Source organism: Pseudomonas sp. LBUM1658 (genome assembly GCF_059716055.1).
The window spans coordinates 153,568-178,351 of the sequence record NZ_CP166798.1 but is presented as its reverse complement, the minus strand read 5'-3'; the positions used below and the strand labels follow the sequence as shown (position 1 = coordinate 178,351).

At 58.4% G+C, this 24,784-nt stretch carries 14 protein-coding genes; 3 read left to right on the top strand and 11 right to left on the bottom strand.

The features are described 5' to 3' along the window. Positions 1-20: 20 nt before the first annotated feature. From ACA064_RS00745 to ACA064_RS00710, 8 genes are all read right to left on the bottom strand, one after another. On the bottom strand, positions 21-9,857 hold the full coding sequence (locus tag ACA064_RS00745) for a two-partner secretion domain-containing protein (RefSeq protein ID WP_497671678.1): 9,837 nt from the start codon (positions 9,855-9,857) through the stop codon (positions 21-23). Between the two features lie 25 nt (positions 9,858-9,882). Continuing rightward, positions 9,883-11,607: a ShlB/FhaC/HecB family hemolysin secretion/activation protein gene (locus ACA064_RS00740; RefSeq protein ID WP_497671677.1), complete on the bottom strand. Its 1,725-nt coding sequence runs from the start codon at positions 11,605-11,607 to the stop codon at positions 9,883-9,885. A gap of 387 nt (positions 11,608-11,994) precedes the next feature. Then, the gene (locus tag ACA064_RS00735) at positions 11,995-13,506 is read right to left on the bottom strand and encodes a YdgA family protein (protein WP_497671676.1); all 1,512 of its coding nucleotides are present in this window, start codon (positions 13,504-13,506) and stop codon (positions 11,995-11,997) included. A gap of 286 nt (positions 13,507-13,792) precedes the next feature. Next, positions 13,793-14,425, bottom strand: coding sequence for an NADH:ubiquinone oxidoreductase subunit N (locus ACA064_RS00730; protein ID WP_497671675.1), 633 nt, complete (start codon positions 14,423-14,425; stop codon positions 13,793-13,795). 275 nt (positions 14,426-14,700) lie between these two features. Then, the gene (locus ACA064_RS00725) at positions 14,701-14,979 is read right to left on the bottom strand and encodes a hypothetical protein (RefSeq protein ID WP_497671674.1); all 279 of its coding nucleotides are present in this window, start codon (positions 14,977-14,979) and stop codon (positions 14,701-14,703) included. A 353-nt stretch (positions 14,980-15,332) separates the two neighbouring features. Further along, positions 15,333-16,802: a Fic family protein gene (locus tag ACA064_RS00720; protein ID WP_497671673.1), complete on the bottom strand. Its 1,470-nt coding sequence runs from the start codon at positions 16,800-16,802 to the stop codon at positions 15,333-15,335. Positions 16,803-16,903: 101 nt separating this feature from the next. Then, positions 16,904-17,149 (bottom strand): DUF2789 domain-containing protein, encoded by a 246-nt coding sequence (locus ACA064_RS00715; protein WP_497671672.1) that lies wholly within the window; start codon positions 17,147-17,149, stop codon positions 16,904-16,906. 168 nt (positions 17,150-17,317) lie between these two features. Continuing rightward, positions 17,318-17,782, bottom strand: a complete 465-nt coding sequence (locus ACA064_RS00710; RefSeq protein WP_497671671.1) for an aminoacyl-tRNA deacylase — start codon at positions 17,780-17,782, stop codon at positions 17,318-17,320. A 222-nt stretch (positions 17,783-18,004) separates the two neighbouring features. Between ACA064_RS00710 and ACA064_RS00705 the strand changes: the two genes are divergently transcribed. From ACA064_RS00705 to ACA064_RS00695, 3 genes are all read left to right on the top strand, one after another. Continuing rightward, a complete protein-coding gene (locus ACA064_RS00705) occupies positions 18,005-19,372 on the top strand; it encodes an NfeD family protein (protein WP_497671670.1) in 1,368 nt (455 codons plus the stop codon). A gap of 2 nt (positions 19,373-19,374) precedes the next feature. Next, positions 19,375-20,130 carry a slipin family protein gene (locus ACA064_RS00700; protein ID WP_497671669.1) on the top strand — a complete coding sequence of 252 codons (756 nt, stop codon included), beginning with the start codon at positions 19,375-19,377 and terminating at the stop codon, positions 20,128-20,130. Between the two features lie 749 nt (positions 20,131-20,879). Next, complete coding sequence (locus ACA064_RS00695; protein ID WP_497671668.1) at positions 20,880-21,881, top strand: RHS repeat-associated core domain-containing protein; 1,002 nt, start codon at positions 20,880-20,882, stop codon at positions 21,879-21,881. A gap of 103 nt (positions 21,882-21,984) precedes the next feature. Here ACA064_RS00695 and ACA064_RS00690 read toward each other — a convergent pair whose 3' ends face one another. The 3 genes from ACA064_RS00690 to ACA064_RS00680 are packed head-to-tail and all read right to left on the bottom strand — an operon-like array spanning position 21,985 to position 24,756. Continuing rightward, the gene (locus ACA064_RS00690) at positions 21,985-22,851 is read right to left on the bottom strand and encodes an ABC transporter permease (protein WP_497671667.1); all 867 of its coding nucleotides are present in this window, start codon (positions 22,849-22,851) and stop codon (positions 21,985-21,987) included. 19 nt (positions 22,852-22,870) lie between these two features. After that, entirely contained in the window at positions 22,871-23,731 is an 861-nt protein-coding gene (locus ACA064_RS00685) for an ABC transporter ATP-binding protein (RefSeq protein WP_497671666.1), read from the bottom strand. Between the two features lie 5 nt (positions 23,732-23,736). Further along, positions 23,737-24,756: an ABC transporter substrate-binding protein gene (locus tag ACA064_RS00680; protein ID WP_497671665.1), complete on the bottom strand. Its 1,020-nt coding sequence runs from the start codon at positions 24,754-24,756 to the stop codon at positions 23,737-23,739. Positions 24,757-24,784: the final 28 nt, after the last annotated feature.

Genomic DNA, 24,784 nt, shown 5'->3' with positions numbered 1-24,784 from the left:
CTAAACACCGGCCTGACGCATTACGGCTTCTCATGGGCTTTCAAGTCTATCCAAATAGCTTTGGCATTCGATCCCCACACGAGAGGTGCTGCCCAATCATTTGAGTTGAACGCCGGACTATTTCCTGTGCCCCAGCCTTTGGTATCTATCTTGAACCCATCAGGTCCATCCGGAACGATTGACCGCACCACGAACCCCGGATCCAAAGCGTGCATACCGGGTAACGTGATATTGATAAGGCTCTGTGTATCGGGATCAGTCAAGTGAGCGACGTACCCAAGCTTTTGTCCGGCAATGTAAAGCTCACTGACGTCTCCGCTTTTCACTTCCGTGCTTGCGATACCACCCGGGCCTGCATTCCGTTTCAACGCGTCGTACTGCTGTGCCAATGAGCCACAGCCGCCATTGAAAGACCAGCACCCCGTAGAGACGTCGCTGTATTCGTGGGGCTGCTTTGTACTACCGAAAACGGATTCCCAGCCGGACATAACCGTAGCAATATTGCCGCCGGCTGTGCCTTGGGAGTTAATGAATGTGCCTTGACTAACCGCGTCTCTGAACTTGGTTTGACAAGACTCGGCGCTGCCGCCCGCGCAATTTTTCTGAGACCAGGTATCAAAACTTGCCAGACCCGAGGCAAGGTTAGCGGCCAGCAGCAGACTGTTGGTCTCAATATCACTGATTGCGCCAAACGCAAGTTTGTCTTTAGCTTTCTCAGCCTGATCTGCGGCATAAATCTCACCGAAAGATTTGGCCCCTTCAACAATTTGTGCAATGTGCGTGTCCAGACATGCCTGATCGGTGCACGCCATTAACTGAGCATCATTGGCATCACTGAACTTTTTGGCTTCAACCTTCACGTTATTTCGACACGCCGTGTCATCCGCGGTGCAACTCTTCAACATTGTGGAGAGCAGCTGGATATCAGTGTGCTTCAGGTAGTTGTTTTCGACTTCAAGCAGGCCACTCGTCGCCCCTGACACGCCCCCGGCGCTCGCGCCAGCGACCCCGACAGACGCCATTAACAAAGCTTTTTTTACATCGACAGAAAGGTCCATTTTCAGGATTTGCTCGGCCATGTAAGGCGCCGTCAAACCGGTAGCGCCCGCTCCCAGTGCACTGGCCCCGACCGTGCCGCCTGAAAGCCCCTGTGCCGCGCCGGCCATCGTGTGCAGGAAAACACGTGCAGCGCCGCCTTCGTCCCAAACAGACTGGGCAACCCTGTCGCCAGCTTTTTCTGCTATGTCGCGCTTCTGGTCAGCATAATCGCCCAGCTTCTTATAAGTGTCCGCTGCGGTGGTATTAGCAACGATGCCAAATGCCGTCCCACCTCCAACTCCGCCTAAACCGCCAGCTATCAGCCCGGTGACGATGTCGGCAAGTACCCGGTCGTCCCCGCCCACATCCCAGTTCTTTTTGACATTGTTCAAGTTTGCTTCAGCGGTCCGGACCTCTTCAGGATTTTTTGCCTCACGTAATTGCTTCGAAGCCTCTTCCAGCTTGGCCGAGGCGTAGGTACTGATGAGGCCTTTTTCTAGCTCAACGGTCCCCTGAATCAAATCAATACGCTCCTGCATCGCCTTCTGGTCAGGACGATCCAGGGTTTGGTTTGCATCCGCGGTGTCTCGATTCAGCCCAACCAGATCACTCGCGCCCGCCGCATTACGAACAACGATCGTGCCCTCGCTGATGGCACTGCGAGTACTGCTGTGGTCGGCGTCTGTGAGCGCCAGTGGGACGCCACCGCCCACAGTGGTGCCTGACGGAGTGTCTCCATAACCGCTGCTATACGAGACTGTAAGGCCTGCCGCCCGGCTCTCGATTTCACTGGCGTTCTTGATATCGCTGACATGCAACCTGTCCGTACTCAGAGAGTTCTTGTCGGGCGAAGCTTCGCTGGCAATGACCGCGCCTTGCAGAACGGTGTTTTTGCCGACCGCGATGTCATAGCCGCCCTTGCCTGCAAACAGCCCACTCTGGTCTGTCACCGCCTGGTAGTCGCTGTTCATGTTGCCTGCGGCGAGACTTGCAGAGGCCGCCACTGTCGCGCCATAGCAGAACGGCGGTATGCAGATACTCCCGCCGAAGCCGGCACTGCCTTGTTTGCTTTTTTGTGTCTCGCTGTCCTGGCGCGAAATGATGTTGAGGTTGCCGTCAATCAACGCCTGGATGCTGTCAGCCCGAACCTGCGCACCAGCCAGAGTGGTGTCGTTGCCGCTGCGAAGTACGAGCGATCCTGTCTGCAAAGTGCTGTTGACCTGGGTGACGGAACTGCCGTTTCCCATGCCTTTGGCGATCTGCGTGCCCAGATCGAGGGTGAACCCGTTTTGTTGACCAATGTTGAAACTGGCACCGATGGCGGTTTTGTTATTGGTACTGTCGTTGACCCGCTCAACGGTGTTCTGTGCGCTCTCCAGGGTGATGTTGTTTTTCGCCAGCAGAAAGGTATTGGCCGCTTTCAAATCGCTGCCGATTATATGGATATCGCCAGCCGTGCCAGCTGCGCTGCCACTGGCGATAATGGAGAGATCCTGGCCCGCATTGATCGTGCTCTGCTTAGCGGTCTGGCTATCGTATTGGCTCGTGCTTTTGCTGTGAGTATTGGCAAGTTCGGTGCCTATTTTTATCAGCGAGCCATTGCCAGCAGTGCCACCTTCTTTATCTTTGAAACCCGACTTTGCGTCGTTGGCATCAGAGGCCATGCCACCCAGGTTGTAAGTCGCTAAAGCCGCTTGAGCCATCTTCACCGCTTTGAGTCGGGGATCATCGGCGTCATTGGCGGCTTTGACCGACGTCTGAATGCTCTTGGCAGTATCGACGATCGCGCCCCCGATGACCCGCCCCACGGCCAGGCTATTGGACTTGTCTACACTGCTTTGACTCGCGGTTTCCATGCCGGCGGCGATGGTCACGTTAGAACCGCTGAGGCTCATGTTTTTGGTACTGACCAAATCGCTGGCGATCACCCCGAGATCACGACCTGCCGCGAGGCTGACATTTCCCTCACTGGAGCCGATGGTGCTGCCAGTCAAGGTAGTTTGAGCGGCATTTCCGGTATGGCTCTGACCACTGATCGACAGATGTTGGTTGCCAGTGATGTCATCCATACCGAGGTTATTGCCCGTCAGAACACCCGACAAGTCGCGGTTTTTTTCCTTATGCAGTTCGGTGCGGGTGAAGGTATTTTCAGCTGCGTTGATGGTCAGGTCGCGGCCGGCGCGGACCGACAGATCCTGGGTGCTGACCAATGAGGAGCCGGTCACTGTGGCGTCACGGCGGGCTGTCACATCGACGGTATTGCCCGAAATGACGCTGCCGGCCGCCATGGTTTGCGTTTCCGCAAGCTGATCCTCGACCTTGCTCGACTTGAAACCACCCCAGCTGCTTTTGCTCGAGCTTTTTTCGTGCCGGGCACTGGTTGAATCAGTGGCAGCGACAATTTGTACATCATTGCCTGCCGAGAGAATGACCCCGCCCTTTTCGGCCGCCACGTCACTGCCTTTGATCGCCAGGTCATTACCGGCCAGCAAAATGCTGTTGCCGCCAGAAGTCACCAAACTCCCCACGCTGGTGGTGCTGGTCACTTCATCAAGCTGGCTCTTCTTGCTCGAGGAGGTTTTCTTGGTCTTGCTGTAAAAGCTGTAATCCTGATTGTCGGCAGACAGGAGCGTCAGGTTGTTGCCAGCGACCAGGTACGCTTCATTCCCCGCACTGATCTTGCTGGCGACGACATTGATGTCGCGTCCGGCTTCGCTGTTGGAGTTGTTGCCGGCGCTCAGTTCGCTCGCCACTTGGGTGGTGTGGTCGTTCGATTCGCTGATGCGTGTTTTGCCGTGCTTGGATTTGCTATCAACGTTGTGCATGTCGCCGGCCGAGGCGATGTTGAGGTCGCGGCCGGCTCCGACGTCGAGGTTCTGGCCGGCCTTGGCCTGACTGGCGATAACGTTGATGTCGCGCCCGGCGCCCATGGCCAGATTGCCGCCGGCGGTTACCGTGGCGGCGAGGTTTTTGACCTCGGTGGTGATGCTGGACCTGTGCCCGCCGTTGAAGATTTCGTGTTTTTCGCTGACGTCGGCTACGGCCACCAGGTTGAGGTCACGACCTGCGCCCAGGCGGGCATCGGCGCCGCCGCTCAGGGCGCCATGATTGGTCAGGTCGCGCCCGGCGTTGACCACGAGGTTTTCCCGTGCACTGACACTGCCTCCGGCATCGGTCAGGGTGCGCATGCCCCCGCCGTCGCGGACTTGAATCGCGGTGCGGTCGTTAACGATATCGCCCTTGAGGGTGCTGAGGCTGACCTGCGTGCCGCGAATGTCGCCGGCCATGGCGTTGCGGATACTGTCCTGCGCAAGCAGGCTCAGGTTGTTCCCGGCTTCCACCAGCCCGCCCTGATACACACTGCCACCGCTGGAGACGCTCAGGTTATCGGTGGCGCGCAGGGTGCCAACGTTGATCAGGTCGTTGCCGGTGATCAGGTTCAGGTCGCGGCCCTGGATCAGGCTGCTGCCGCGCACGTTGCGCGACTCGGCCTGTGCCAGGTACAGCACCGGCACCAACAACGACTGACCATCAACGACCCGGCTCTCCATCCAGACGATATCGTGAGTCAGCGCGCTGACCTGCTGATTGCTCAACGAAACACCGACGCTGAGCCGCAAGGCGTCCTTGCTGGCAAGGGCGTTGTCCATCAGGTAGCGGAATTGGTCGTAGTCGCTGGTCAGTCCGCCTGCGAGGAAGCGCTGGCCGGTTCGGGCCAGTACTGCGTCGCGGATCAACCGCGACTCATACAACCCGTCGCCCAATCGGCGCCAGGTATCGTCCCGGTTGTAGCCCATCTCGCCGAGCATGTAGTCGGAACTGAGGAAGTTCGACAGACTGGTCAGATTGGGGTTGGTTTCGATCAGATAATGGCTTTTCGGGTCGTTGCTTTTGATGAGCAGCCCGTAGTCGCCGTTTGGCAGGTGAAAGCTCGGTGCGGCGGTCGGGTCAACGGCGGCGAATGGCACGCCGCTGTAGTCCACGGGTACGAAGCTGAGTTTGATGCTGCCATCGGCTGCGATACTTTCGATGCGCTGGACCGACGCAGGGGCTTGGGCGCTGACGTCGGTGGCTTTTTTGTTGAGGGTGATGTTGATGCCACCGACTTCGGGGCCGGTCTGATCGTCGCCCAGGGTTCCGGTCAGTTGGGCCAGGGTGTTTTCGTGCAGAGTGCCATTTTGCAGGGTCCTGGCGACATTCAGAGTGACCGTACCGCCCGCTTGCATCGTCGCCGCATACAGCGGTTGTGCGTCGTCATTCCAGGTGGTGACATTGCTTTGTTCGAGGAAGCGATTGTCGCTTGAACGGGCCTTCAATTCCTCGAAACGCGCCTTGTCGAAAGTGCCTGCAGCGACGGCGGCATTGAACGCTGGTACGTCGCTGAATTCCATCTGGTCCCAGTAATCCGTCGAAATACGCTCGGGTGTTCCAATGACAGTAGTGTTCCTGCCGGTGCGCGTGGTCGCACCCTGGTTGAGCAGGTCATTGGCGGTGATGCTCAGGTTGCCGTTGGCCGCCATCAGGCTGTAGCGGTTCTGGACGTTGTCCGCCTGCACCAGAAGATTCTTACCGGCCACCAGGCGGGCCGAGGCCGAGTCCTTCAGGGCCGATTCAGTGAAAGTCTGCTCAATGGTTATCTGGCCACGCTTGAAGGAGTCATGCCCGTCGCAGTGCTGGCCACACACCCAACTCAGACTGCCGCCGGTCAACACAGCGCTGAGCTCGAATACGGCCTTGGCGTTCTCCACCGACAGCGCTTTGAGGTCGATATTGCCTTCACTTTCGATGGTGCCGGAAAGGTTACTGAAGCTCTGCGCCAGACCGCCGTTCAACGCGGCGAAACTCAGGTCGCCACGGCTGTAGATATCGCCGTAGAGGTTGCTCAGGCTGTTGCCGCGCAGAACCATGTCCGAGCCGCTGAACAGCAACGTGTCGGCAGCATTACTGATGCCATTGCTGGCGCTGAGGCTGACTTTGCCCTGGGCGCCGAGGGTGCCGCGGTTGTTGATCTGTGCCGCGGCGATGGTGAGATGCTGACGAGCGGTCAGATAGCCCAGGTTATCCAGGGTCCCGCGCAAGTTGAGCTCGGTGTCGGTGCCACTGGCCAGGCGTCCGCCGTTCTGGCTGAGGTTATTGGCATTGAGAGTGAGCTTGCGTTGTGCCGAGAGGTGACCGCTGTTGTTCAGGTCGCCGGCCAGGGTCAGGCTCAGATCACCGTCGCTGAGCAGTTCGCCGGCGTTGCTCAGACTGCCCACATTGAGAATCAGGCCAGTGGCACTCGCCAGGCGATCACCCGTATTGAGCACCAGTGCCTGGGCGCTGGTGTAGGTCAGTGTGTCATTGAGTTGCAGACGACCCAGGCCTTCGACCGCGCCGATCGTCCATTGACCGCTGCCCAGACCGGTAATGCTGCCCTGGGTACCGCGCAGGCCCGTCACGTTCAGGCTGAACAAACCGGTGCCGGCATGTTGTATCTGGCCTGCGCGGTTGTCCAGTTGCGCAGCCTTGAGGCCAAACGCCTGGCTGCCGATGTCGATGGCGCCACCGTCGTTGTTCAGATTTCCCGTGAGATCAACGGTGCTGGTCGCTCCCGCCAGCGCCTGCAGTTGGCCGCCGGCGCTGTTGTCCAGGCTGCCACCGATCAGGCTCAGCCCGGAGCTCGATTCGATCAGGCCACCCTGGTTCAGCAGGTTCCCGCTAGTGATCAGGTTGAGCTGGTTGCCACTGATCTGGCCGGCGTTGCGGTTGTCCAGGGTCGAACCTTCGATCCACACCTGGTCTTTGGCGAACAGTTTGCCGGCCTGGTTGGTCAACGCATCGACCGTCAGCCGCAGGTCGCCGACCAGGCTGGCGATAAGGCCGGCCTTACCGGCATCGGCGCTGTTGTTGGCGCTGCCGGCGGTCACGCTGACGCTATCGCCCTGAATCGTCCCGCCCTGGTTCTGCAGTTCACCCTGAGCCAGGTTCAACTCGGTGGCGGCGCCGCTGGTGAGGATCATGCCGTTGCGGTTTTGCAGAGTCTGGCCGCTGTAACTCAGCCCTTCGCTGCCCGCCAGCAACTGTCCTTGCTGATTGTTGTAGAGCGTCACGGCCTGGATATCCAGGCGTTTGCCGCGCACGGTACCACCCTGGTTATCGAGCAGGGTCAGCGTCTTGAGCAGCACGCTGTGTTCGCCGGCATCGATCACGCCCGTAACGTTGCTCAGCACATTGCTGATGCTCAGTTCGACGTTGTCGCCGTTGCTGACCAGTGCGCCGTGGTTGCTGTTGTTGAGATCCTGAGCGGTGATGTCGATGCTGCGACCCAACAGGATGCCGGCGCTGTTGTCCAGATGCTTGGCGTCCAGATGCAAACGGCCGTCACTCTGAATGCGCCCCTGAGTGTTGAGCAATTGCGCCTGGGATGTGAGCGGCCCGTTGAGCACCAGGCTGACGCCCTGCTCGCCACCGGCCAGCAGGCCGGTATCGCGGTTGTCCAGGCCGGCGGCCTGCACATCGAGTTGGTCGCCGACGATTCGTCCGCCGCGGTTGTCGATCTGCCCGCCTTCAGCGATCAGCAGCAATTGCTTGCCGACGATCACGCCTTGCTGGTTGCTCAAGCTGGCGGCTCGCAGGTCAATATCGCCCAGACTGGCTTGCAGGCGACCCAGGGCGTTGTTCAAGTGGTGTTGGACGTTGAGTGTCAGCTTGCCGGTTTCGGCGCTGAGCACGCCGCCGTCGTTGCTGCTCAGGCTGACGAGGCTGGCATTCAGCGTGCCGCCAATCAGGCTGCCGCCGCTGTTGAGCAGATCGCCTGCGGTAACGTTAAGCAGTTCACCGCCTTGCAGCACGCCACTGGAATTGTTCAGCCCCTGGCTGTTGATCGTCACACGCTCGCCGACGATTTGGCCCTTGCGATTGTCGAGATCGCCCTGGCTGGTCAGCTGCAGGTCGGTACCGAGCAGAATGCCGCTCTGGTTCGCGATATTGCCGGCGCTCACCGTTAACCCGGCACTGGCCTGGGCGCGACCCTGGGTATTGTCGAAAGCCTTGGCGACGTTCAACGCCAACGCACCATTTTCGGCGCTGATGAGGCCTTGTGCGCTGTTATCCAGGCTCGACACACTCACCGTGACCTGATTGGCCGCGAGCGTCCCGCCCTGGTTGATCAATTCATTGCCAGACACACTCAATACGCTGGCGGCCTGGACCTTGCCCCGGGTGTTATCGAGTTTCTCGGTGGCGCGCACCTGCGCATCACCCAGGCTCGCAGCCAGTAGGCCAGCCTGGTTGGCGAGTTTGGCAGTGGTGATGTCCAGGCTGCCGGCGATGATGTTTCCCGCGCGGTTGTCCAGCTCGCGGCTGTCAAGCTTCAGGCTGCCGCCGGCGACTTCGATCCGCCCTTCGCGGTTATCCAGGGTGTCGAGTTGCAGTGTTGCGGCTTGACCCGCACCAAAGCGAATCAGCCCGCCCAGGTTGACGATCGCCGGGGTGCCGAGCACCAGCGATTGCTCGCCAAACATACGTGCGGCCGCGCCCTGGTTGATCAGCCTGGCGCTGCTCAGGTTGACCGCAGCGGCTTGAATCACCCCGCTCTGATTGTTCAGGACCTGAGTGGCGTTGGCGCTCAGAGAGCGGCTTGCCAGCAAGTTGCCGTTGTTGGTCAGGGTCTGGCTGTTGAGGACCACATCACCGGTCGAATTTCGACTGTTGTCGATTTCGACTCCGGCTTCGAGGGTGCCCGGGTTGCTGATTTGTCCGGCGTTTATCGTGATCTGCTGGCGTGCCGCCAGGCTCTGCTGGTTGACCAACTCGCCGGGGGTGCGCACCTCGGCACTGCCGGCGGCGTAAGTTTTACCGGTCAGCGCCACGCTTTGTGCATTGACCCGCAGATTACCTTGGGCGGACGTCTGCGCCATGCTCAGATGCCCATTGGCATCGAGCTGAATATCCCCGCCGCTGGCGGCCAGTGTACCGTCGAGTTTCACCCCGACACCGGCCTCGGTGCCCACCAGCTTGATCGCCCCGGCGTACATCCCGCCGAGCGCCGAAGAGTCAATGGCCAATTCCGGCTTGGCGCTGCCGTCATCGGCACGCGCGGTCGGATTCAGGGTGTGCGCGTCGACATCGTTGCGCCCGGCCACGATGGTCAGGTTGCGTGCGTTGATCTGGGCGTTGATTTTCGCCGAGCGGGTGATGATTTCGAAGCTGTCGACACTGCTCGCATCCAGCCCCAGGCCTTCGATCGAGACGCTGCCCTGGTCGACCTGAAAACGCTCCAGTCGGCCGTTATCGAGGAGCGGCTTGCCGGTGGTCAAGGTCACCCGCGGCGTGTTGATAAAACCGCAGCCGTTGCAACTGATGCCGTAGGGGTTGGCGACGATCACCCGCGCCGATTGCCCCGCCACTTCGGTGTAACCGCGCAACTGGCTGGGGTTGCCGCCATTGACTTCGTTGAGGATGGTTTGCGCGGCAGCGGCCTTGAGGTTCGGGTTGCCAAGGATGATCCCGCCCAGTTGCGTCCCCTGGGTCCGCCCCGTGGCGTTGTTGAGGATCACCCCGTTGGCGCCGACGTTGTAGTCCTTGAACTGGTTGTGGGACAGGCCGCTGCCATTTGGTGCGGCGATGTTGACGATCGGTACGCCATTGCCCGCCTGGCCGAGGCTGGTGCCCGGGCCGCTGACGACGATACCTTCGGCCTGCACCAATAGCGGTTGCCAGAACAGGGCGTTGGCCAGGATGAGCGCCAACCCGCGCTTGGGCATGCCCCAGAAGCGCACACGGGATATCAGGGCAGCAGAAGGCTGGCGGGCCAGGAAGGCCAGTTGACGAACATCCATGTCGAGATTCTCGGAAAAGCGGAAATTAGAGGAAAAAATCCATACGGAAGTAGATCGGCGCTTCGCGCTCGATCAGGGCATCCGGTCGTTCCAGGGAATGGGCAAAGGTCACGCTGGCAGCCACGTTCCGACCACGGGCGAACAACTCCAGGGAGTTGCTGGAAACGCGGCCGTGCTGATCGCCGTTGAAGCGGTCGCCACGAATCACACCCTGGTCGTAACCCAGGCTGGTGCCGTATTCACCGAACACCGGGAGCAGCCATGCCAGGGTCACCGGACGACTCCAGCGCAGGTCGTTGCGCCAGTAACCGCCGCTGTCTCCGGACAATGTCTGGTCCTTGTAACCGCGTATCGATGCTGAACCGCCCAGGCTCATGCGCTGGGGGCTGAACAACAGGTCTTCGCTGCGCTGCCCGGTGGCCAGGCTGGTGAAACTGAAGGACTCACCCCACAGCGTGAACGGCTGCAGGTAGCTCAGGGTCGCCGTGTATTTTCGGTAACGGGCTTCAGGGTTGCGGTCGTGGGGAATGCTCGGGTCGTCAGCCTCGGTACCTTGCGCACCGAAAGCGCCAATGCCCTTCTGCATCCCCAGATCGAGGTTGACGAATGCACTGCCGATCCGCCGGCCGTGGTTAATGCCGAACTGCGCCTCACTGAGGCGATTGCTGCTGTTGTCGAGGCGGCTGTCTTCGATGAAGTTGTTGGTGCGCAGGTAGGCCAGACCGGCATTGAGCGAGGTCTTGCTCACGGCGTCGCGGTGGATCACTCGCTCGGCCCGCAGCTGATGGTTTTCGTTGTCGCCGCTCTGCTTGAAGTCGTAGCCGTTGGCCTGGAACTGCGAGCGGTAGTCGCTCTGGCTGTAGGTGTAGCTGAAGTTCCACCAGCCCCAGGGCAGGTTGTAATAGAGCATGGCGTTTTTCGAGGTGCGCTGGTGGTCGCTCACCGCATCATGGCCGCCGCGCAACATCAGCTGATCGGCCAGCCCCAGCGGACTGTCCCATTCGAGACCGGTATTCCACTGCTGTTCACCGGTGCTTTTCTGCCCGTCGTTGTTACGCGACAGATTGGCGCGCCAGGGTTTGAGAGGGGTATTTCTGACCAGGACTTCGCTGCCGCCGATTTCGCTACCCGGCGTCAACTCCATTTGCGCTTGATTGGATGGCAGGCGGTTCAGTTGATCGACCAGCTGTTCGATCTCGCGCAGATTGAGCAGATCACCGGTCTTGCCAGGAAAGCCCATCGCCAGTTCACGTTCGGAGAGTTTGCTGCCGTCCGCGCCCTTCAAGCCTTCGAGTTTGCCTTCGACAACCAGTACCTTCAGGTGACCGGTGGACAGGTCCTGTTGTGGCAAATAGGCACGACTGGTAACCATCCCCCTGTCGATGTAGTAATCAGTGATGACCTTGAGCAACTCGTTGAGCTGCGAGACACCCAGACATTGACCGATATAGGGCTTGAGCAGACGCTCGCGGTCGAGGGCAGACAAGCTGTCGGCGCCCTTGAGTTCGATGTCTTTGATCGGGAAGCAGCGGGTGTCGACCGGAGCGCCTGGTGCGCTGGGAATGACTTCTTTGCCAGGCAGCTCCTTGAGTTCTTCAAGGCGCCGGCGTTGCTCCTCAAGGAGCCGATTCTGGCGATCGCGGATCAGCTCCTGATCGCCGGGATTGGTGGCGGCATGTGCGCTGTTTTGAGTAAATAACGACAACAGTAATACGCAGAATAACAACCGAGTCCGTGGTAGCAAATACATGTTCGATCCATCGAATATCAAGGGCGGAAAATTAACATCGAAACTAAGTTCAGCCAAGGCACTAACAATTGCACTAATGGCATCATAATATCACCAGCAACATACTGATTAATAACGGATTTTATCTTATTAAGAACTACTGGATAATTACCATAATTTTTAAATCCGACGAACGGTAAATTTTTTGATACATTTTCTCATTGGGACAAATCAATACTCTTTTTAATCACCCTACTAAATAAGTGGCCTTCTCTGTTATTACCTTCGGCATGAAGTTTAGAAGTTACGGCGCACCAAACAAAACGCCCAGCCGACCCGCGGATGCGGAGGCTGGGCGTTCGGCTGAAACCTGCGATTAACGCAGTTTTAGCGGATCCGGAAAGCGGCTTACTGGACGGCGTCAGCGCCACCCAGTTTGCTCATCACGAAGCCGATAAACTGCTCGACCGTCATCTTCTGGCCGTTGAAATCCACCTGATTGTTGGCGTAACGCAATTTGGACACGATGTTGTTGCCGTCCAGTGTCGCCAGTTGAGTCCCTACCGCCATGCTGCTGACCATTTCACTGGCCATGGTTCCTTGGTCGGCAATCACCTTGGCATCGGTCTGGCCTTCGATCTGTGCCTGCACACTGGCGACGTCGGCGATCATCGGTTTGGACAGCAACAGATTGAAGTCCAGCAGCGCAATCAGCTGCTTGCCCACTTCAACCGGCGGCAGATCCATCGATTGCGGTCTGGCCAGATCGACCACCAGGCTCATACGGCTTTCACCGTTGGCAGTGTTGAACGACAGGTTTTCCAGGGCGAGCTGCGGTTTGGCGTCCAGCAGTTTTTCCAGCCCAGCCTTGACCTGGGCCTGCTCGGCTTCGCTCAAAATCAGTTCTGGCACTGGCTCACCGGCGGCAGCCGCAGCGGCGGCGGCTGCCTCGTAGGGCTGCAGCTTGCTTTGATAAACCTGCACCAGCGACAGGGTGGCCGGAATATCGAGGTTCTTCATGCTCCAGGCCATATTGGCCGCGCCGACAGCCTTGTCGTTGTAGAGGATTTCGCCAACCTTGTAATCAGCACGACCCGCCCCGTTAGTCCCGGACTCTTGGGTGGAGCTTTTCAGTTCGGCGTTTTTGAAGGTCACTACCGACTGCTTGTCACCGAAGGTGGTCTTGGTGCTGGTCAGCTCAAGGGTGTTTTGCCCCAGGTAATAGCCGTAGGTGCTTTTGCTGAGGTTGCTGGCCAGGGTCAGGCCGTTGAGTTCGATCAGTACCGGCGTCTGGTCCTCGGCGACCGTCGACAGCGTGAGGCTGTCCATGTAGCCCTTGGCTTTGACCTGCTGCGCCTGGGCACTGGCGGCAACATCGAGGTTCAGGCCGGAAAACTTCAGATTGGACTTCTCATCCAGCGCGACCTCCAGTGGCAGCAGCTCGAGCTTGCTGTCGGTGGAGTTGTCGTAACCGATGTTGACCACCCCCTTGACCGGGGCAGCATCCTTGGTGGCGGCGAACCATTTTTCGGTAAGCGGGGTCTTTTCCAGCTCGTAGTGACTGGTCGCCAGGACCGGCAGCCATTTGAGCGTAACCAGACGCGAGAAGGGTAGCGGGCCATGTTCGATACGGTCGACGAACAGCAGTTCGATGCCTTCGGGGTTGTCGCTGAACATTTCGCCCTGACCTTTGAGGCGGTAGTGCGCGGTACTGGTGAATATCCGGCGGTCCAGCGAGACCAGCTCCAGGGTGGCGTTGCCTTGGGAACCGACCAGGGCGGTTTGCAGCTCTTTATTGGCATCAGCGATCGAAGTCTGCAGCACCCCTTCCAGTTTGGTGCCGGTGTACCAGGCGCCGCCCGCGCTGATTGCACCGACCGCGACAACAATTGCTAACAGTACGCCTGCTGATTTATTCATGCTTTACCCGATCGATGTCCGTAGTTGAAAGTGTGGCGGTCTTCCCTGAACCCTTGACGGGTTGCGGCTCGACTCCGCTAAAAGTGCTGGGAGATTAGCATTTGCGGCACAGGGCGACCCAACCTTTGAAGGTGAACCAGCGGTCAGGTCGAGGTCATCAGGCGCACAAGCAAAAAGATCGCAGCCTTCGGCAGCTCCTACAAGTTTTGCGTACGCGCGCATCTACACGGGTGTACTCGCTTGTCGTAGGAACTGCCGCAGGTTGCGATCTTTAGGTTTTCATTCCTCAGGAATACTCCACTTCCATCTCATCGAGCTGATGATCAAAACTCTTCAGCCGCGCGGTCCAGGTGTACACCAGCACTTCAAAATCCCGGCTGATCACTGCCCCGCCCGGTGACGCCGCGCGCGTGTCATGGAAATCAAGCTGATAGCGTTCCCGGGCCATGGCGCTGGCGACGTCGCAGAGTTCGCGGGCGTTATTGAGCCAGTGCCGACCGTCAGCAACTTGTTTGTCGAGGGCCAGACACTGGTGTTTCAAGGCTTCCAGGCTTTTTTCCAGCGGGGTGCCGGTGAGTTCGCCCATGACTTCCTGGAAGGTGCGTCCCGGTTGCCAGTAACTGCCCCAGAAGTAACGATCGAACACCGTTTCAACGCGGCGCAACGCGACCTTGGTGTCCCAGATCATCACCAGGGTCTTGCCTTGTTCGAGCTGCTTTTTCTTGATCCGCTGACCCTGAAGCGAAGCCCAGGCGAACATCACCATCGACAGCACCGCAATCAACGCCACCGCGCTGTCGAGGAAGAGCAGCGCCTTGTCGATCTGATGAGCCAGCATAATGCCGTAGAAATAGGTGGCAGAGAGCAGCACCACCGCAGCGATGGCGCACCAGAAGCCGGGAGCATAAGGGTTTTTCATTATTGGAATCCCCATGACCATCGCGAACCTTGATCTGTGGACAAGCGCAAACAGCCGCGCGTCCACCCAACTGATCAAAGCATAGCAACGGCCTCAGGGTTTCGCGTGCGAAGAACCTTGCGTTCGTCTGCTTTCCAAATTATCACCCTCTTCAGACCATTCGCGGGGCACACCCGCTCCTCCCAAAGTTCACGCAATACCTGTGGGAGCGGGCTTGCTCGCGAAGACTGACTGACAGTCGACGACCCTCTCAGCCAGAATTCGAGAACGAAAGGTCAAGTCGCCTTCAGCGCCTGTGCGGTTAAGCGATGCTGCACTTCTTCCATCATGTCCAGGCCGTCTCTCAATGACACAAACGCGGCATTGATGAAGCGGTAAAGATCCTGATCGTCGATATCGCGGATGGTGACCGAGGTGAGAGTTTCCAGCAGATCGGTGCCGATACGGATGCGGCTACAAGCGGTTTCATGGAGAAAATGAGTCGCAGCGAGGGTGTTGAAGGCTAGAACAGAGGCGGCGGTGGGGTTGGATGTCAGGGGGCGAAATGGAGTCATTGGGTATATCTCGTAGATAATTTTTTGGAGCCTCCATTGATCGTCGCCAAACGAAAAAGGGTGGCAGCTGTACGCAGGTTGGCGAACCGGTTATCTACGAAACCCGGCAGACCCGAAGGTCTCCCGCGCACAGCCGCCATAGATCAGCATGCCTTCACCAAAGGGAAAAGCATGGAATCGGTGCGCTGAAACGCGTCGTAGAAAAAAGGATCGCCAAATCCTGTCGCCGATATGCGGCGACGGGGCGAACTATAGAAGGGATGGTTCGGGGTCTGCAACCAAACAGGCTGGCCGCTTACTTTTCTTGACGTTTTTTTTAGCTTTTTCATACACAGCACTGTGTACGCACTTACCTAAACCAACACCTTCCCCGCCTCCTCTTCAATAAAATCAAAAACCTCCTCCGGCACGCTGTACTGGAACTGCTTGCGCCGGTGCTTGGAGACCTTGCCCTCGTTGTCCAAGCACATCATCACCAGCCTGGATAGGTCGCTGCCACGCACGTCAAAACGCTGATTAACGGCTTTGACCACGCGGTCGTAGCGTTCGAGGAATTCGGTTTCTTCGCGTAGCTCGACTTCGAGGGCGCGACGGGCCATTTGCAGGGTGAATTCGACGCAGCGAGTGGCGTCCCAGAACCGGTAAATGGAAGGATGGCCGATGAATTCACATGCCATTTTATCCGCGTCCAGCCAGGTGACGTTCCAGAACTCACGAGCGGGCAGGGAGAAATCCTTGAGTGCAGCCAGATAGCTTTGTTCTTCGTGTTTCATGGCGACCGATACGGGCAGCAGCAGGCCATTTTCGAGTGCGCCGCAGTGGCAAAGCGTCTGATGGATCAGAAATCGCGACAATCGGCCGTTGCCATCCATAAACGGGTGAAGAAAGACGAAACCAAAGGCCGTTACAGCCGCGGCAACCAATGGATCGACGTGACGCGAAGCCTGATTGGCGAAGGTCATTAGCTCTTGCATCAATTCACGGCACAGATCTGGTGCCGGTGGCACATAGCTGACACCAGCAGCCCCTCGCAATCCATTGTGGAGATGGTTTTGCTCGTGTCGAAACAGCACGGCTTTATCGAAGGGGTTGGAGACGGTGCTGTTCTGCAACTCGACCAGATAATCTTCGCTGAGCTCGCGGCCTTCATGGGCCTGACGTAGCAACTGAACGAAGCGTCGGGACTTTTCTTCGCTGGGTTCTTCCTTCTCGATCGCAAAAGAATCACGGGTTTCGTGGAGGTAGGCCCAGTTGATGGCGCGATCCATCATTTCCGGGGGTAAGGTCGCCATAAAGCCTTTGGCACGGCCGAGGATGTCGAGGCTGAGCAAGGCTTCGAGTTCCGGGGTCCGTTCCACCGTGGCGCAGTAGTCAAGAGAGCCTAGACCGTTGAAGTCGATACGCCAGCGGCTATTGCGGACGGCGGGGCCGGTTACATAGAGTTGCGGATCAAATAACGGCACAACGCTGCCGCGCACCGGAGTTGCATATTCGAGCTGTTGCTTTGTGAAGCTTTCCCATAGATAGCAAGCCTTGCGGATAAAGACGCCATTAGGTGCTTTGGCCAACTCGGTCACTAATTGCTCGGCAGAAATGGTTTCAAGCGCTTGGACGAGGATGCCAAGGTTGATGCCTTCGTGTTTGAGGGCAAACAAAATATGTTCGAGCATCGAGTCCTGAGCAGGCGCCACGGATTGCGGAACAGCCAGGCAATCCCCGATCAAGGTGATCCGGGTAACAGGCTTGATCATTGCTGAGCGTTTTGGCTCAAAGGCTTTAAGGCTTAGCGCCTTACGCAGGTGGGCGTATCCGACAACAGACATGGTGAGCTTCCACAGAAAAAATTCACTTTGGCGATTAAAGCTCAGATTTTTTTACCACTCACCAGATTTTTTTACATTTCGCCTGTTTTCATCAGATTTTTTTACACCCCCCGCCCCTTCCTCAGCAGCACATCCAGCTGATCCACCACCTCCGCCCAATCAGCATCGTCGAGAATTTCGTCGCGCAAGAAATCCGCCTGGCTCTTGGTCCAGAAGAAGGCGTCGGCCAGGTGCAGCTCGGGTTTGAGCGGCGAATGGGTGGCGATGAATTTGTCGATGCCCTCTGGGTCATCAGGCAGACCGAGTTGTTTGAACAGGGATGGCAGGCTGTGGGTGGGTGATTCCATGGGGGACTCCTGGGTTTTAGGCTGGAGGGGTGGCAGTGATTGAGTGGGTGATCTTATTGCGACTGCTGCGCAGTCGATCGCGGGCAAGCCACGCTCCCACATTTGACCGCATAGTCCCTGTGGGAGCCGGTTTGTCCGCGAAGACGGCTAGATAATCACTGCACATTGTCATGAATTACTCACCTCGCACACTTCGGCATGGGGCACCATTTTCAGGTACTGGTCCATGCTCAGATGGACGAGGTTGTTGTGGTTGCCGGCCTCCAGGTAAATGTCATCCTGACGGGTCAGCAGTGGATCGATGACCATCTTCATGCCATAGGATTCGCCCAGAGCGGGCACGGCACCGCGTTCGCAGTCGTTGAACAGATGGGCCAGCGTGCTTTCGCGGGTGATTTGCCATTCGCCGCTGCCACGGACTTTGCTCAGGTCCAGATGCCGGCTGGCGGGCAGGACGGCCATCAGGTAGTGCCCATGGTGGTCGTCGAGAATCACTGATTTCGCCACGCGTTCAGCGGGGATGCCCGCCACCCGGGCGGTTTCCAGGCTGCTCGACGAGTGAGGATGAGTCACGACGTCGTAGTCGCATTTGGCCTGTTCCAGGCTCAAATGCACGGTTCTTGCCATACGCATGATGCACCTCGGTGTCCTGCTCAACAGCTGCAGGACGATGGGTTAACAACTGATTTCCCCTTAAAGAGTCTAGGCCGTGCATCGGGTACCGACCACCACAAACTGCTGATCGGTTCCGTGAAGTCGCTGATCAAAATTCGTTCAGCCCGTTGCTCTACTAAACTCCAGTTCAGAGCCGGCAAATGGCTGACAGCCGGTAGCGCATGACTCTCCGGGGGTCATATGTACAGAGGTGGATGGCGGGCAGTGTTGCTGTGGTTGCTGATCGGGTTACCGACCGGGCAGGCGTGGGCTGTGGACCCGGTAGCGGTGCTGACGGTGAACGATGTGATCAGCCCGGCCAGCGCCGACTACGTGGTTCGAGGCATCAACAAGGCTGCCGATGAGCACGCGCAACTGGTGGTGCTGACCATCGATACCCCGGGCGGGCTGGACACTTCGATGCGCTCGATCATCAAGGCGATCCTCGCCAGCCCCGTGCCAGTGGCCAGTTTCGTCGCCCCCAGCGGCGCCCGTGCCGCCAGTGCCGGGACTTACATTCTCTATGCCAGCCATGTCGCCGCCATGGCACCGGGCACCAATCTGGGCGCGGCGACCCCCGTACAAATCGGTATGCCCGGGCAACCAAACCCGCCAGCGGCGCCACGTTCCGACAAGGAGCCGGAGCCTGATACCACCAAAGACACCCTGACCCACAAGCAGATCAACGACGCCGCCGCGTATATCCGTGGCCTGGCGCAATTGCGTGGGCGCAACGTCGATTGGGCTGAGCAGGCGGTGCGTGAAGCGGTCAGTCTGTCGGCTCAGGAAGCGCTGAAACTCAAGGTGGTCGATTACGTGGCGGACGATGTGAACGGTCTGCTCAAGCAACTCGACGGCAAGACCCTGAATGTCGCCGGGCAGGAGGTGCGGCTGCAGACCGCCGGCGCTGCGCTGATCAGCCATGACCCGGACTGGCGCACCAAGCTGCTGTCGGTGATTACCCATCCCAGCGTGGCGTTGATCCTTATGATGATTGGCGTGTACGGCCTGTTCTTCGAGTTCATGTACCCGGGTACCGGTGCTGGCGGCGTGCTGGGCGGGATCTGCCTGCTGCTGGGGCTGTATGCCCTGCAACTGCTACCGGTGAACTACGCGGGCGTGGCGCTGATTCTGCTGGGCATCTCCTTCATGGTCGCCGAGGCGTTTTTGCCGACGTTCGGGGTGATCGGGTTCGGCGGGATCGCGGCTTTTGTCGCCGGAGCAGTGATTCTGATGGACACCGATGTGCCGGGTTATGGCATTCCGCTGTCCTTGATCATCACCCTGGCCGTAGGCAGTGCCCTGTTGTTGGTGGCACTCGCGAGCATGGCAATGAGGGCGCGACGGCGACGACTGGTCAGCGGTGATGCAGGACTGGTGGGCAGCACTACGCCGGTGATCTCCGTGCAACCCGACAACCCTTGCAACGGCTGGGTGCAGCTGCAAGGGGAAAACTGGCAGGTGTCGAGCCCGATGCCACTGCGACCCGGACAACAGGTGCAGGTGGTGGCGCGCAAGGGACTGCTATTGGAAGTGACTGCGGCACAGGTGATACCACGAGGAGGATGATCATGGGTCTGGAACTGGGTTTTGGCGCGCTGCTGGCGCTCTTGATTGCGTTGATAGCGTCAGCGTTTCGTATCCTGCGTGAATACGAGCGCGGGGTGGTGTTCCAGCTCGGACGCTTCTGGCAGGTCAAGGGCCCCGGACTGATTCTGTTGATTCCGGTGGTGCAGCAAATGGTTCGGGTGGACCTGCGCACAGTAGTGCTCGATGTGCCGCCGCAAGACGTGATCACCCGCGATAACGTGTCAGTGAAGGTCAATGCTGTGCTGTATTTCCGGGTGCTCGACCCGCAGAGAGCAATCATCCAGGTCGAGGACTTCCTCATGGCCACCAGCCAACTGGCGCAAACCACCTTGCGGGCAGTGCTGGGCAAACATGAACTGGACGAATTGCTCGCCGAACGCGAACGCCTGAACACCGATATCCAGCAAGTGCTGGATGCCCAGACCGACGCTTGGGGAATCAAGGTGGCCAACGTCGAGATCAAGCATGTCGACCTCAACGAATCGATGATTCGCGCCATCGCCAAACAGGCCGAAGCCGAACGGGAACGGCGGGCCAAGGTGATCCATGCCGAAGGCGAGCTGCAGGCTTCGGAAAAACTTATGCAAGCCGCCGAAATGCTTGGCCGCCAGCCGGGGGCGATGCAGCTGCGCTATATGCAGACCCTGGGGGCGATTGCCGGTGACAAGACCTCGACCATCGTCTTTCCGTTGCCGATCGAGTTGTTGAAGGGCATGGCGGAGTTGTCGAAGGAGTGAGTGGGCCCTCGGTCCAAATCTCTGGGAAGCTCGGATCATTAGCAGGCAAGCGGAATGGCCGGTTGTCGCTGCGATGCGTTGATTTGTACGTGGTACGTGGTACGTATTACGTTCGCGGCGGTAGCATTGAGGCCCGGTCAGCGATAGAGAGCCTTCCCTTCTTCAGAGACGATGTATGGCAACCGGCCCTATATCGCGGGCAAATCGGATCGCCGCACCGCCGCTCCCAGATTAAATTTGTGTCGGGTCACATGATGCTATCCAACACAAAACCTGGTGGGAGCGGGTTTGCCGAAATGCCAGTCAGTTAAGGATCATCACACCTGTGGCGAGGGAACTTGCTCCCGCTGGGACGCGCAGCGGCCCTAAAACCTGCAAGCCGGCTCTGCCAGACATACCGCATGTACAGGCTTTACGACTGCTGCGCAGCCGAGCGGGAGCAAGCTCCCTCGCCACAGGGGATCGCTCGACCATAGATTTCTGTTAACTGACTGGCATTAGGGGCTCGCCCGCGAAGGCGAGCGACGATCAGATTTGCACTAGGTCTTGTCTTCACGGACGGTAAACAGGCGCTCTTCCACTTCCGTGTATTCGAGGCGGCATATGGGGGTCAGGGGCGGAAGGTAATACTCGAGCGCCCGTGCACCGCAGCCGTGTCGGCGGCGATGTTTGAATGGAGTTTTTGTCTTGGCCAAGGTTGCGACCCTAGCAGTTCTGCTAGTTCCCAGCGTTGGACCGAGCGAGTAAAAATGGAGGTCTTCAGTCACATCGACCGTATCACCAAGGAAGGCATTTCCATGGCCCACTCAATTGTTGATGACCACACCAACCCGCTACAGCAATGCACAATCCTGTTGGCGACCGACAACAAAAACTCGGTGCTCGCCGAAGTCGTTGCCGACAAAACAAACCACATCGCCTATTCAGCCTACGGCCATCAGTCCGCGCAACAGGAGGTCATGACGCGCTTGGGCTTCAATGGCGAACTGCGAGAGGTGCAAACCAGCTGGTATTTATTGGGCAACGGGTATCGCGCGTACAACCCACTATTGATGCGTTTTCATAGCCCGGACAATTTGAGTCCGTTTGGAGCGGGCGGGTTGAATGCGTATATGTATTGTGGCGGTGAGCCGGTGATGAATAAGGATCCGACGGGGCATATTATCCAGAAAATCTTTCTGGCTTTTCGCACTGGTGCCAACAACCTGATAGAGACAAAAAATACTTTGGTGAATATCTATAGAGGGCAAATAGCAGAAGGTCAAAACCCTGTGAACGCTTTGGTTTCAAGCGTTAATGGAGGAGTGCTCAATACGTTGGGAGCTTCCAACCCGAATCGACTCTCAAAGCTTGGGGCGGCGCCAAGTAATAAGTCCTTCACAGCTAAAGATGGTTGGTCTCACTCTAAGGTTGTGGGAGGAAGTTCAACGCCTGCTCCGGATGCATCTTACTTAGCGGGCCCCGATTCGAACAGCAGTGGAAGTATGTGGGACCGCTTCGCTAGAAATCAACCAGGGTCGTCCCAAAACGCACCCCCAAGGAGCTCGACCAGTAGGGACGACAATCCTAACCTGAAGATCCCAAAGCAAAAGTCCTATCCCCAAGTCCCAACCACTACTGGACACCCTTCTAGCTACGGGCCGGGGAGAGGTGCTAGCCCATTTAACCCGTCGCATAAAATCCCGTCTTCATCATCACCGTACCCAACGACTTTAGAAGTGGAGAGCTCTGACGTCAGGCGCAAAAAATAAGCTGAACTCATTCCACTTCTTGTCTCCAGTTACCAACTGTAGCTCTGCTTGGTCAATCACTGGCTTACCCGTGATTGACCACACAGCATTCACATTTATCGCCTCACCGCTGCATCCCCCACCGCTTCACCGTCACCCGCTCCAACGTATCGAACACCAGGTTCTCCACCAGCAATCCAATCAGAATCACCACCGCCAACCCGGCAAAGACCTTGTCGGTGTACAGCTCATTTCGGTTCTGAAAGATGTACCAGCCCAACCCACCCTTTCCGCTGGTGGCGCCGAACACCAGTTCGGCAGCAATCAACGTGCGCCAGGCAAAGGCCCAGCCGATTTTCAAGCCGGCGAGGATGGATGGCAGTGCGGCCGGGATCAGGATGAACAGTACGAAGCGGATGCCCTTCAGGCCGTAATTACGCCCGGCCATGCGCAGGGTTTCCGAGACACCTAGAAATCCGGCGTAGGTGTTCAAGGCCAGCGCCCAAAGCACCGAATGCACCAGCACGAAAATCAGGCTGTTCTGCCCGAGACCGAACCACAGCAGGGCCAGCGGCAGCAGGGCAATGGCCGGCAATGGGTTGAACATCGAGGTCAGGGTGCTCAGCAGGTCACGTCCGAACTGAGTCGAGACCGCCAGGGTAGTCAAGGCAAAGGCCAGGACGATGCCGATCAGGTAACCCTTGAGCAGCACGACGAGTGAAATGCCGACCTTGCCCAGCAGCTCGCCGCTGAGCAGACCTTCGTAAAGTGCGCTGCTGGTTTGCAGGAAGCTGGGCAGCAACAGGTCGTTGTTCTGGAAGCGGGCGACGACTTCCCACAGCACCGCGAGCAAAATCAGGATCAGGCTTTTGCGTAACCAGCCTTGTTGCCAGAGGCGCTGGCCGAGGGGCAGTTCGCGCTCCAGCGGGACGCTCAGCAGCGGTTCCAATGCAACTTCGTATTCCTGGCGTACGGGTGATGAATGGCTCATCGGGCAATCCTCCATTAGCTCAATAAGCGATGCGAATATCGGCGAAATTCAGTTCACGGTTGTTTTCAACCGTCTGGCCTTCGTCAAACAGCAGCCGATGAGTACGCCGCGCCGACTCCTGGAATTCCACGCCACCGAGGCTGTGCAAGTCGTACTGATGGCTGTGGATTTCTGCGCGTACGCGCCCCGGGTGCGGCGACAGCAACAGAATGCGATTGCCGACCACCAGCGCCTCTTCGATGGAGTGAGTGACGAACAGCAAGGTGAAGCGCACCTCCTCCCAGAGCAGCAGCAATTCTTCCTGCATCTTGCGTCGGGTCAGGGCGTCGAGGGCGGCGAAAGGTTCGTCCATTAGCAGGATCTTCGGCTGCATCGCCAAGGCCCGGGCAATCGCCACCCGAGCTTTCATGCCACCGGACAAGGTGTGCGGATAGGCATCGGCAAAGGCCGCCAGACCGACCTTGTCCAGGTAGTGCAGCGCCCGTTCCTCGGCTTCGCGACGCTTGAGGGTTTTCGAGGCGAGCAGCGGGAACATGACGTTCTGTTTAACGGTTTTCCACGGCGGCAGTTGATCGAACTCCTGGAACACCACGATCCGGTCCGGCCCCGGCGTGGTAACGGTTTGCCCTTGCAGACGGATCTGCCCTTCACAGGGCTGGATAAACCCGGCAACTGCCTTGAGCAGCGTTGATTTGCCGCAACCCGAAGGACCGAGCAGCACAAAGCGGTCGGCAGGATCGATCTCGAAGCTGACCTGGTGGGTCGCCCGAACGACGCGCTGCGGAGTGCGGTACTCGAGGCTGACATGATCGACCGACAGCAGCGCTGGCGCTGCTGTGATCAGATTGCTGGCCGTGTGGCCTTGCACAGGCGCGTTCATTTCTGTCAGCTCCCTTGCAGCGGCTTCGCATCCTGGAAGAAGTAGTCCTTCCATGATTCGGGTTTGTTTTTGATCGCGCCGACTCGGTGGAGGAATTCCGCCAGCGGGTAGGTATTTTTCGGCGTGACGCTGAATTCGAACTGCGGGTTGTCGATGATTTTCAGCAAGTCGGCGCGGTCGATCTTGGCTTTGGTGACGCGGATATAGGTATCAGCAGCCGCGCCTTTGTCGTTCTGGGCAAACTCGGCGGCTTCGGTCAGGGCTTCGATGAAGGCTTTGTAGGTTTTCGGGTTCTCGTTGCGGAATTTCTCGGTGGCGAACAGCACGGTTGGCGAGTTCGGGCCGAGCAGGTCATAGGTGTTGAGGACTACATGCACCTTGGGGTTTTTCAATGCCTGATCCTGGAACGGCGGGTTGGAAAAATGCCCGGTCAGCTCGGTGCCGCCAGCGATCAGCGCGGCAGTGGCGTCCGGGTGCGGGACGGCGATGGTGTACTTGTCCAGGCGATTGAAGTCCTTGTCGCCCCATTGCTTGGCGGCGGCGTATTGCAGGAAGCGCGACTGCACGGAAACGCCGACCGCTGGCACGGCGATGCGGTCCTTCTCGGTGAAGTCAGCGATGGTTTTGACCTGCGGATTATTGCTCACCAGGTAGTACGGGAAGTTGCCCAGCGAGGCCACGGCTTTTACATTTTGCTTGCCGTGAGTGCGGTCCCAGATGGTCAGTAGTGGACCGACCCCGGCACCGGCGATATCGATGGAGCCGGAGAGCAACGCGTCGTTGACCGCCGCGCCGCCAGACAGTTGGGTCCAGTCGACCTTGATGTCGATGCCCTCCTCCTTGCCGTGTTTTTCGATCAGGTTTTGATCGCGCACCACGTTGAGCAGCAGGTAAACAATGCCGAACTGCTCGGCGATGCGGATCTCGCCTTCGGCATGGGCGGCGCTCGGGGCCACCAGGCTACTGGCGAGCAGGCTGAACCCCAGGCCGATGCTGGCGGCCACGGATTTGATTCGTTTGGACATGGAAAATCTCCTGGCTATAGGAAGTGCC

Excerpts from the sequence above, each read along its gene's own strand:
- ACA064_RS00745 (WP_497671678.1), bottom strand. The coding sequence starts at position 9,857 with ATGGATGTTCGTCAACTGGCCTTCCTGGCCCGCCAGCCTTCTGCTGCC.
- ACA064_RS00740 (WP_497671677.1), bottom strand. The coding sequence starts at position 11,607 with ATGTATTTGCTACCACGGACTCGGTTGTTATTCTGCGTATTACTGTTG.
- ACA064_RS00735 (WP_497671676.1), bottom strand. The coding sequence starts at position 13,506 with ATGAATAAATCAGCAGGCGTACTGTTAGCAATTGTTGTCGCGGTCGGT.
- ACA064_RS00730 (WP_497671675.1), bottom strand. The coding sequence starts at position 14,425 with ATGAAAAACCCTTATGCTCCCGGCTTCTGGTGCGCCATCGCTGCGGTG.
- ACA064_RS00725 (WP_497671674.1), bottom strand. The coding sequence starts at position 14,979 with ATGACTCCATTTCGCCCCCTGACATCCAACCCCACCGCCGCCTCTGTT.
- ACA064_RS00720 (WP_497671673.1), bottom strand. The coding sequence starts at position 16,802 with ATGTCTGTTGTCGGATACGCCCACCTGCGTAAGGCGCTAAGCCTTAAA.
- ACA064_RS00715 (WP_497671672.1), bottom strand. The coding sequence starts at position 17,149 with ATGGAATCACCCACCCACAGCCTGCCATCCCTGTTCAAACAACTCGGT.
- ACA064_RS00710 (WP_497671671.1), bottom strand. The coding sequence starts at position 17,782 with ATGCGTATGGCAAGAACCGTGCATTTGAGCCTGGAACAGGCCAAATGC.
- ACA064_RS00705 (WP_497671670.1), top strand. The coding sequence starts at position 18,005 with ATGTACAGAGGTGGATGGCGGGCAGTGTTGCTGTGGTTGCTGATCGGG.
- ACA064_RS00700 (WP_497671669.1), top strand. The coding sequence starts at position 19,375 with ATGGGTCTGGAACTGGGTTTTGGCGCGCTGCTGGCGCTCTTGATTGCG.
- ACA064_RS00695 (WP_497671668.1), top strand. The coding sequence starts at position 20,880 with ATGGAGGTCTTCAGTCACATCGACCGTATCACCAAGGAAGGCATTTCC.
- ACA064_RS00690 (WP_497671667.1), bottom strand. The coding sequence starts at position 22,851 with ATGAGCCATTCATCACCCGTACGCCAGGAATACGAAGTTGCATTGGAA.
- ACA064_RS00685 (WP_497671666.1), bottom strand. The coding sequence starts at position 23,731 with ATGAACGCGCCTGTGCAAGGCCACACGGCCAGCAATCTGATCACAGCA.
- ACA064_RS00680 (WP_497671665.1), bottom strand. The coding sequence starts at position 24,756 with ATGTCCAAACGAATCAAATCCGTGGCCGCCAGCATCGGCCTGGGGTTC.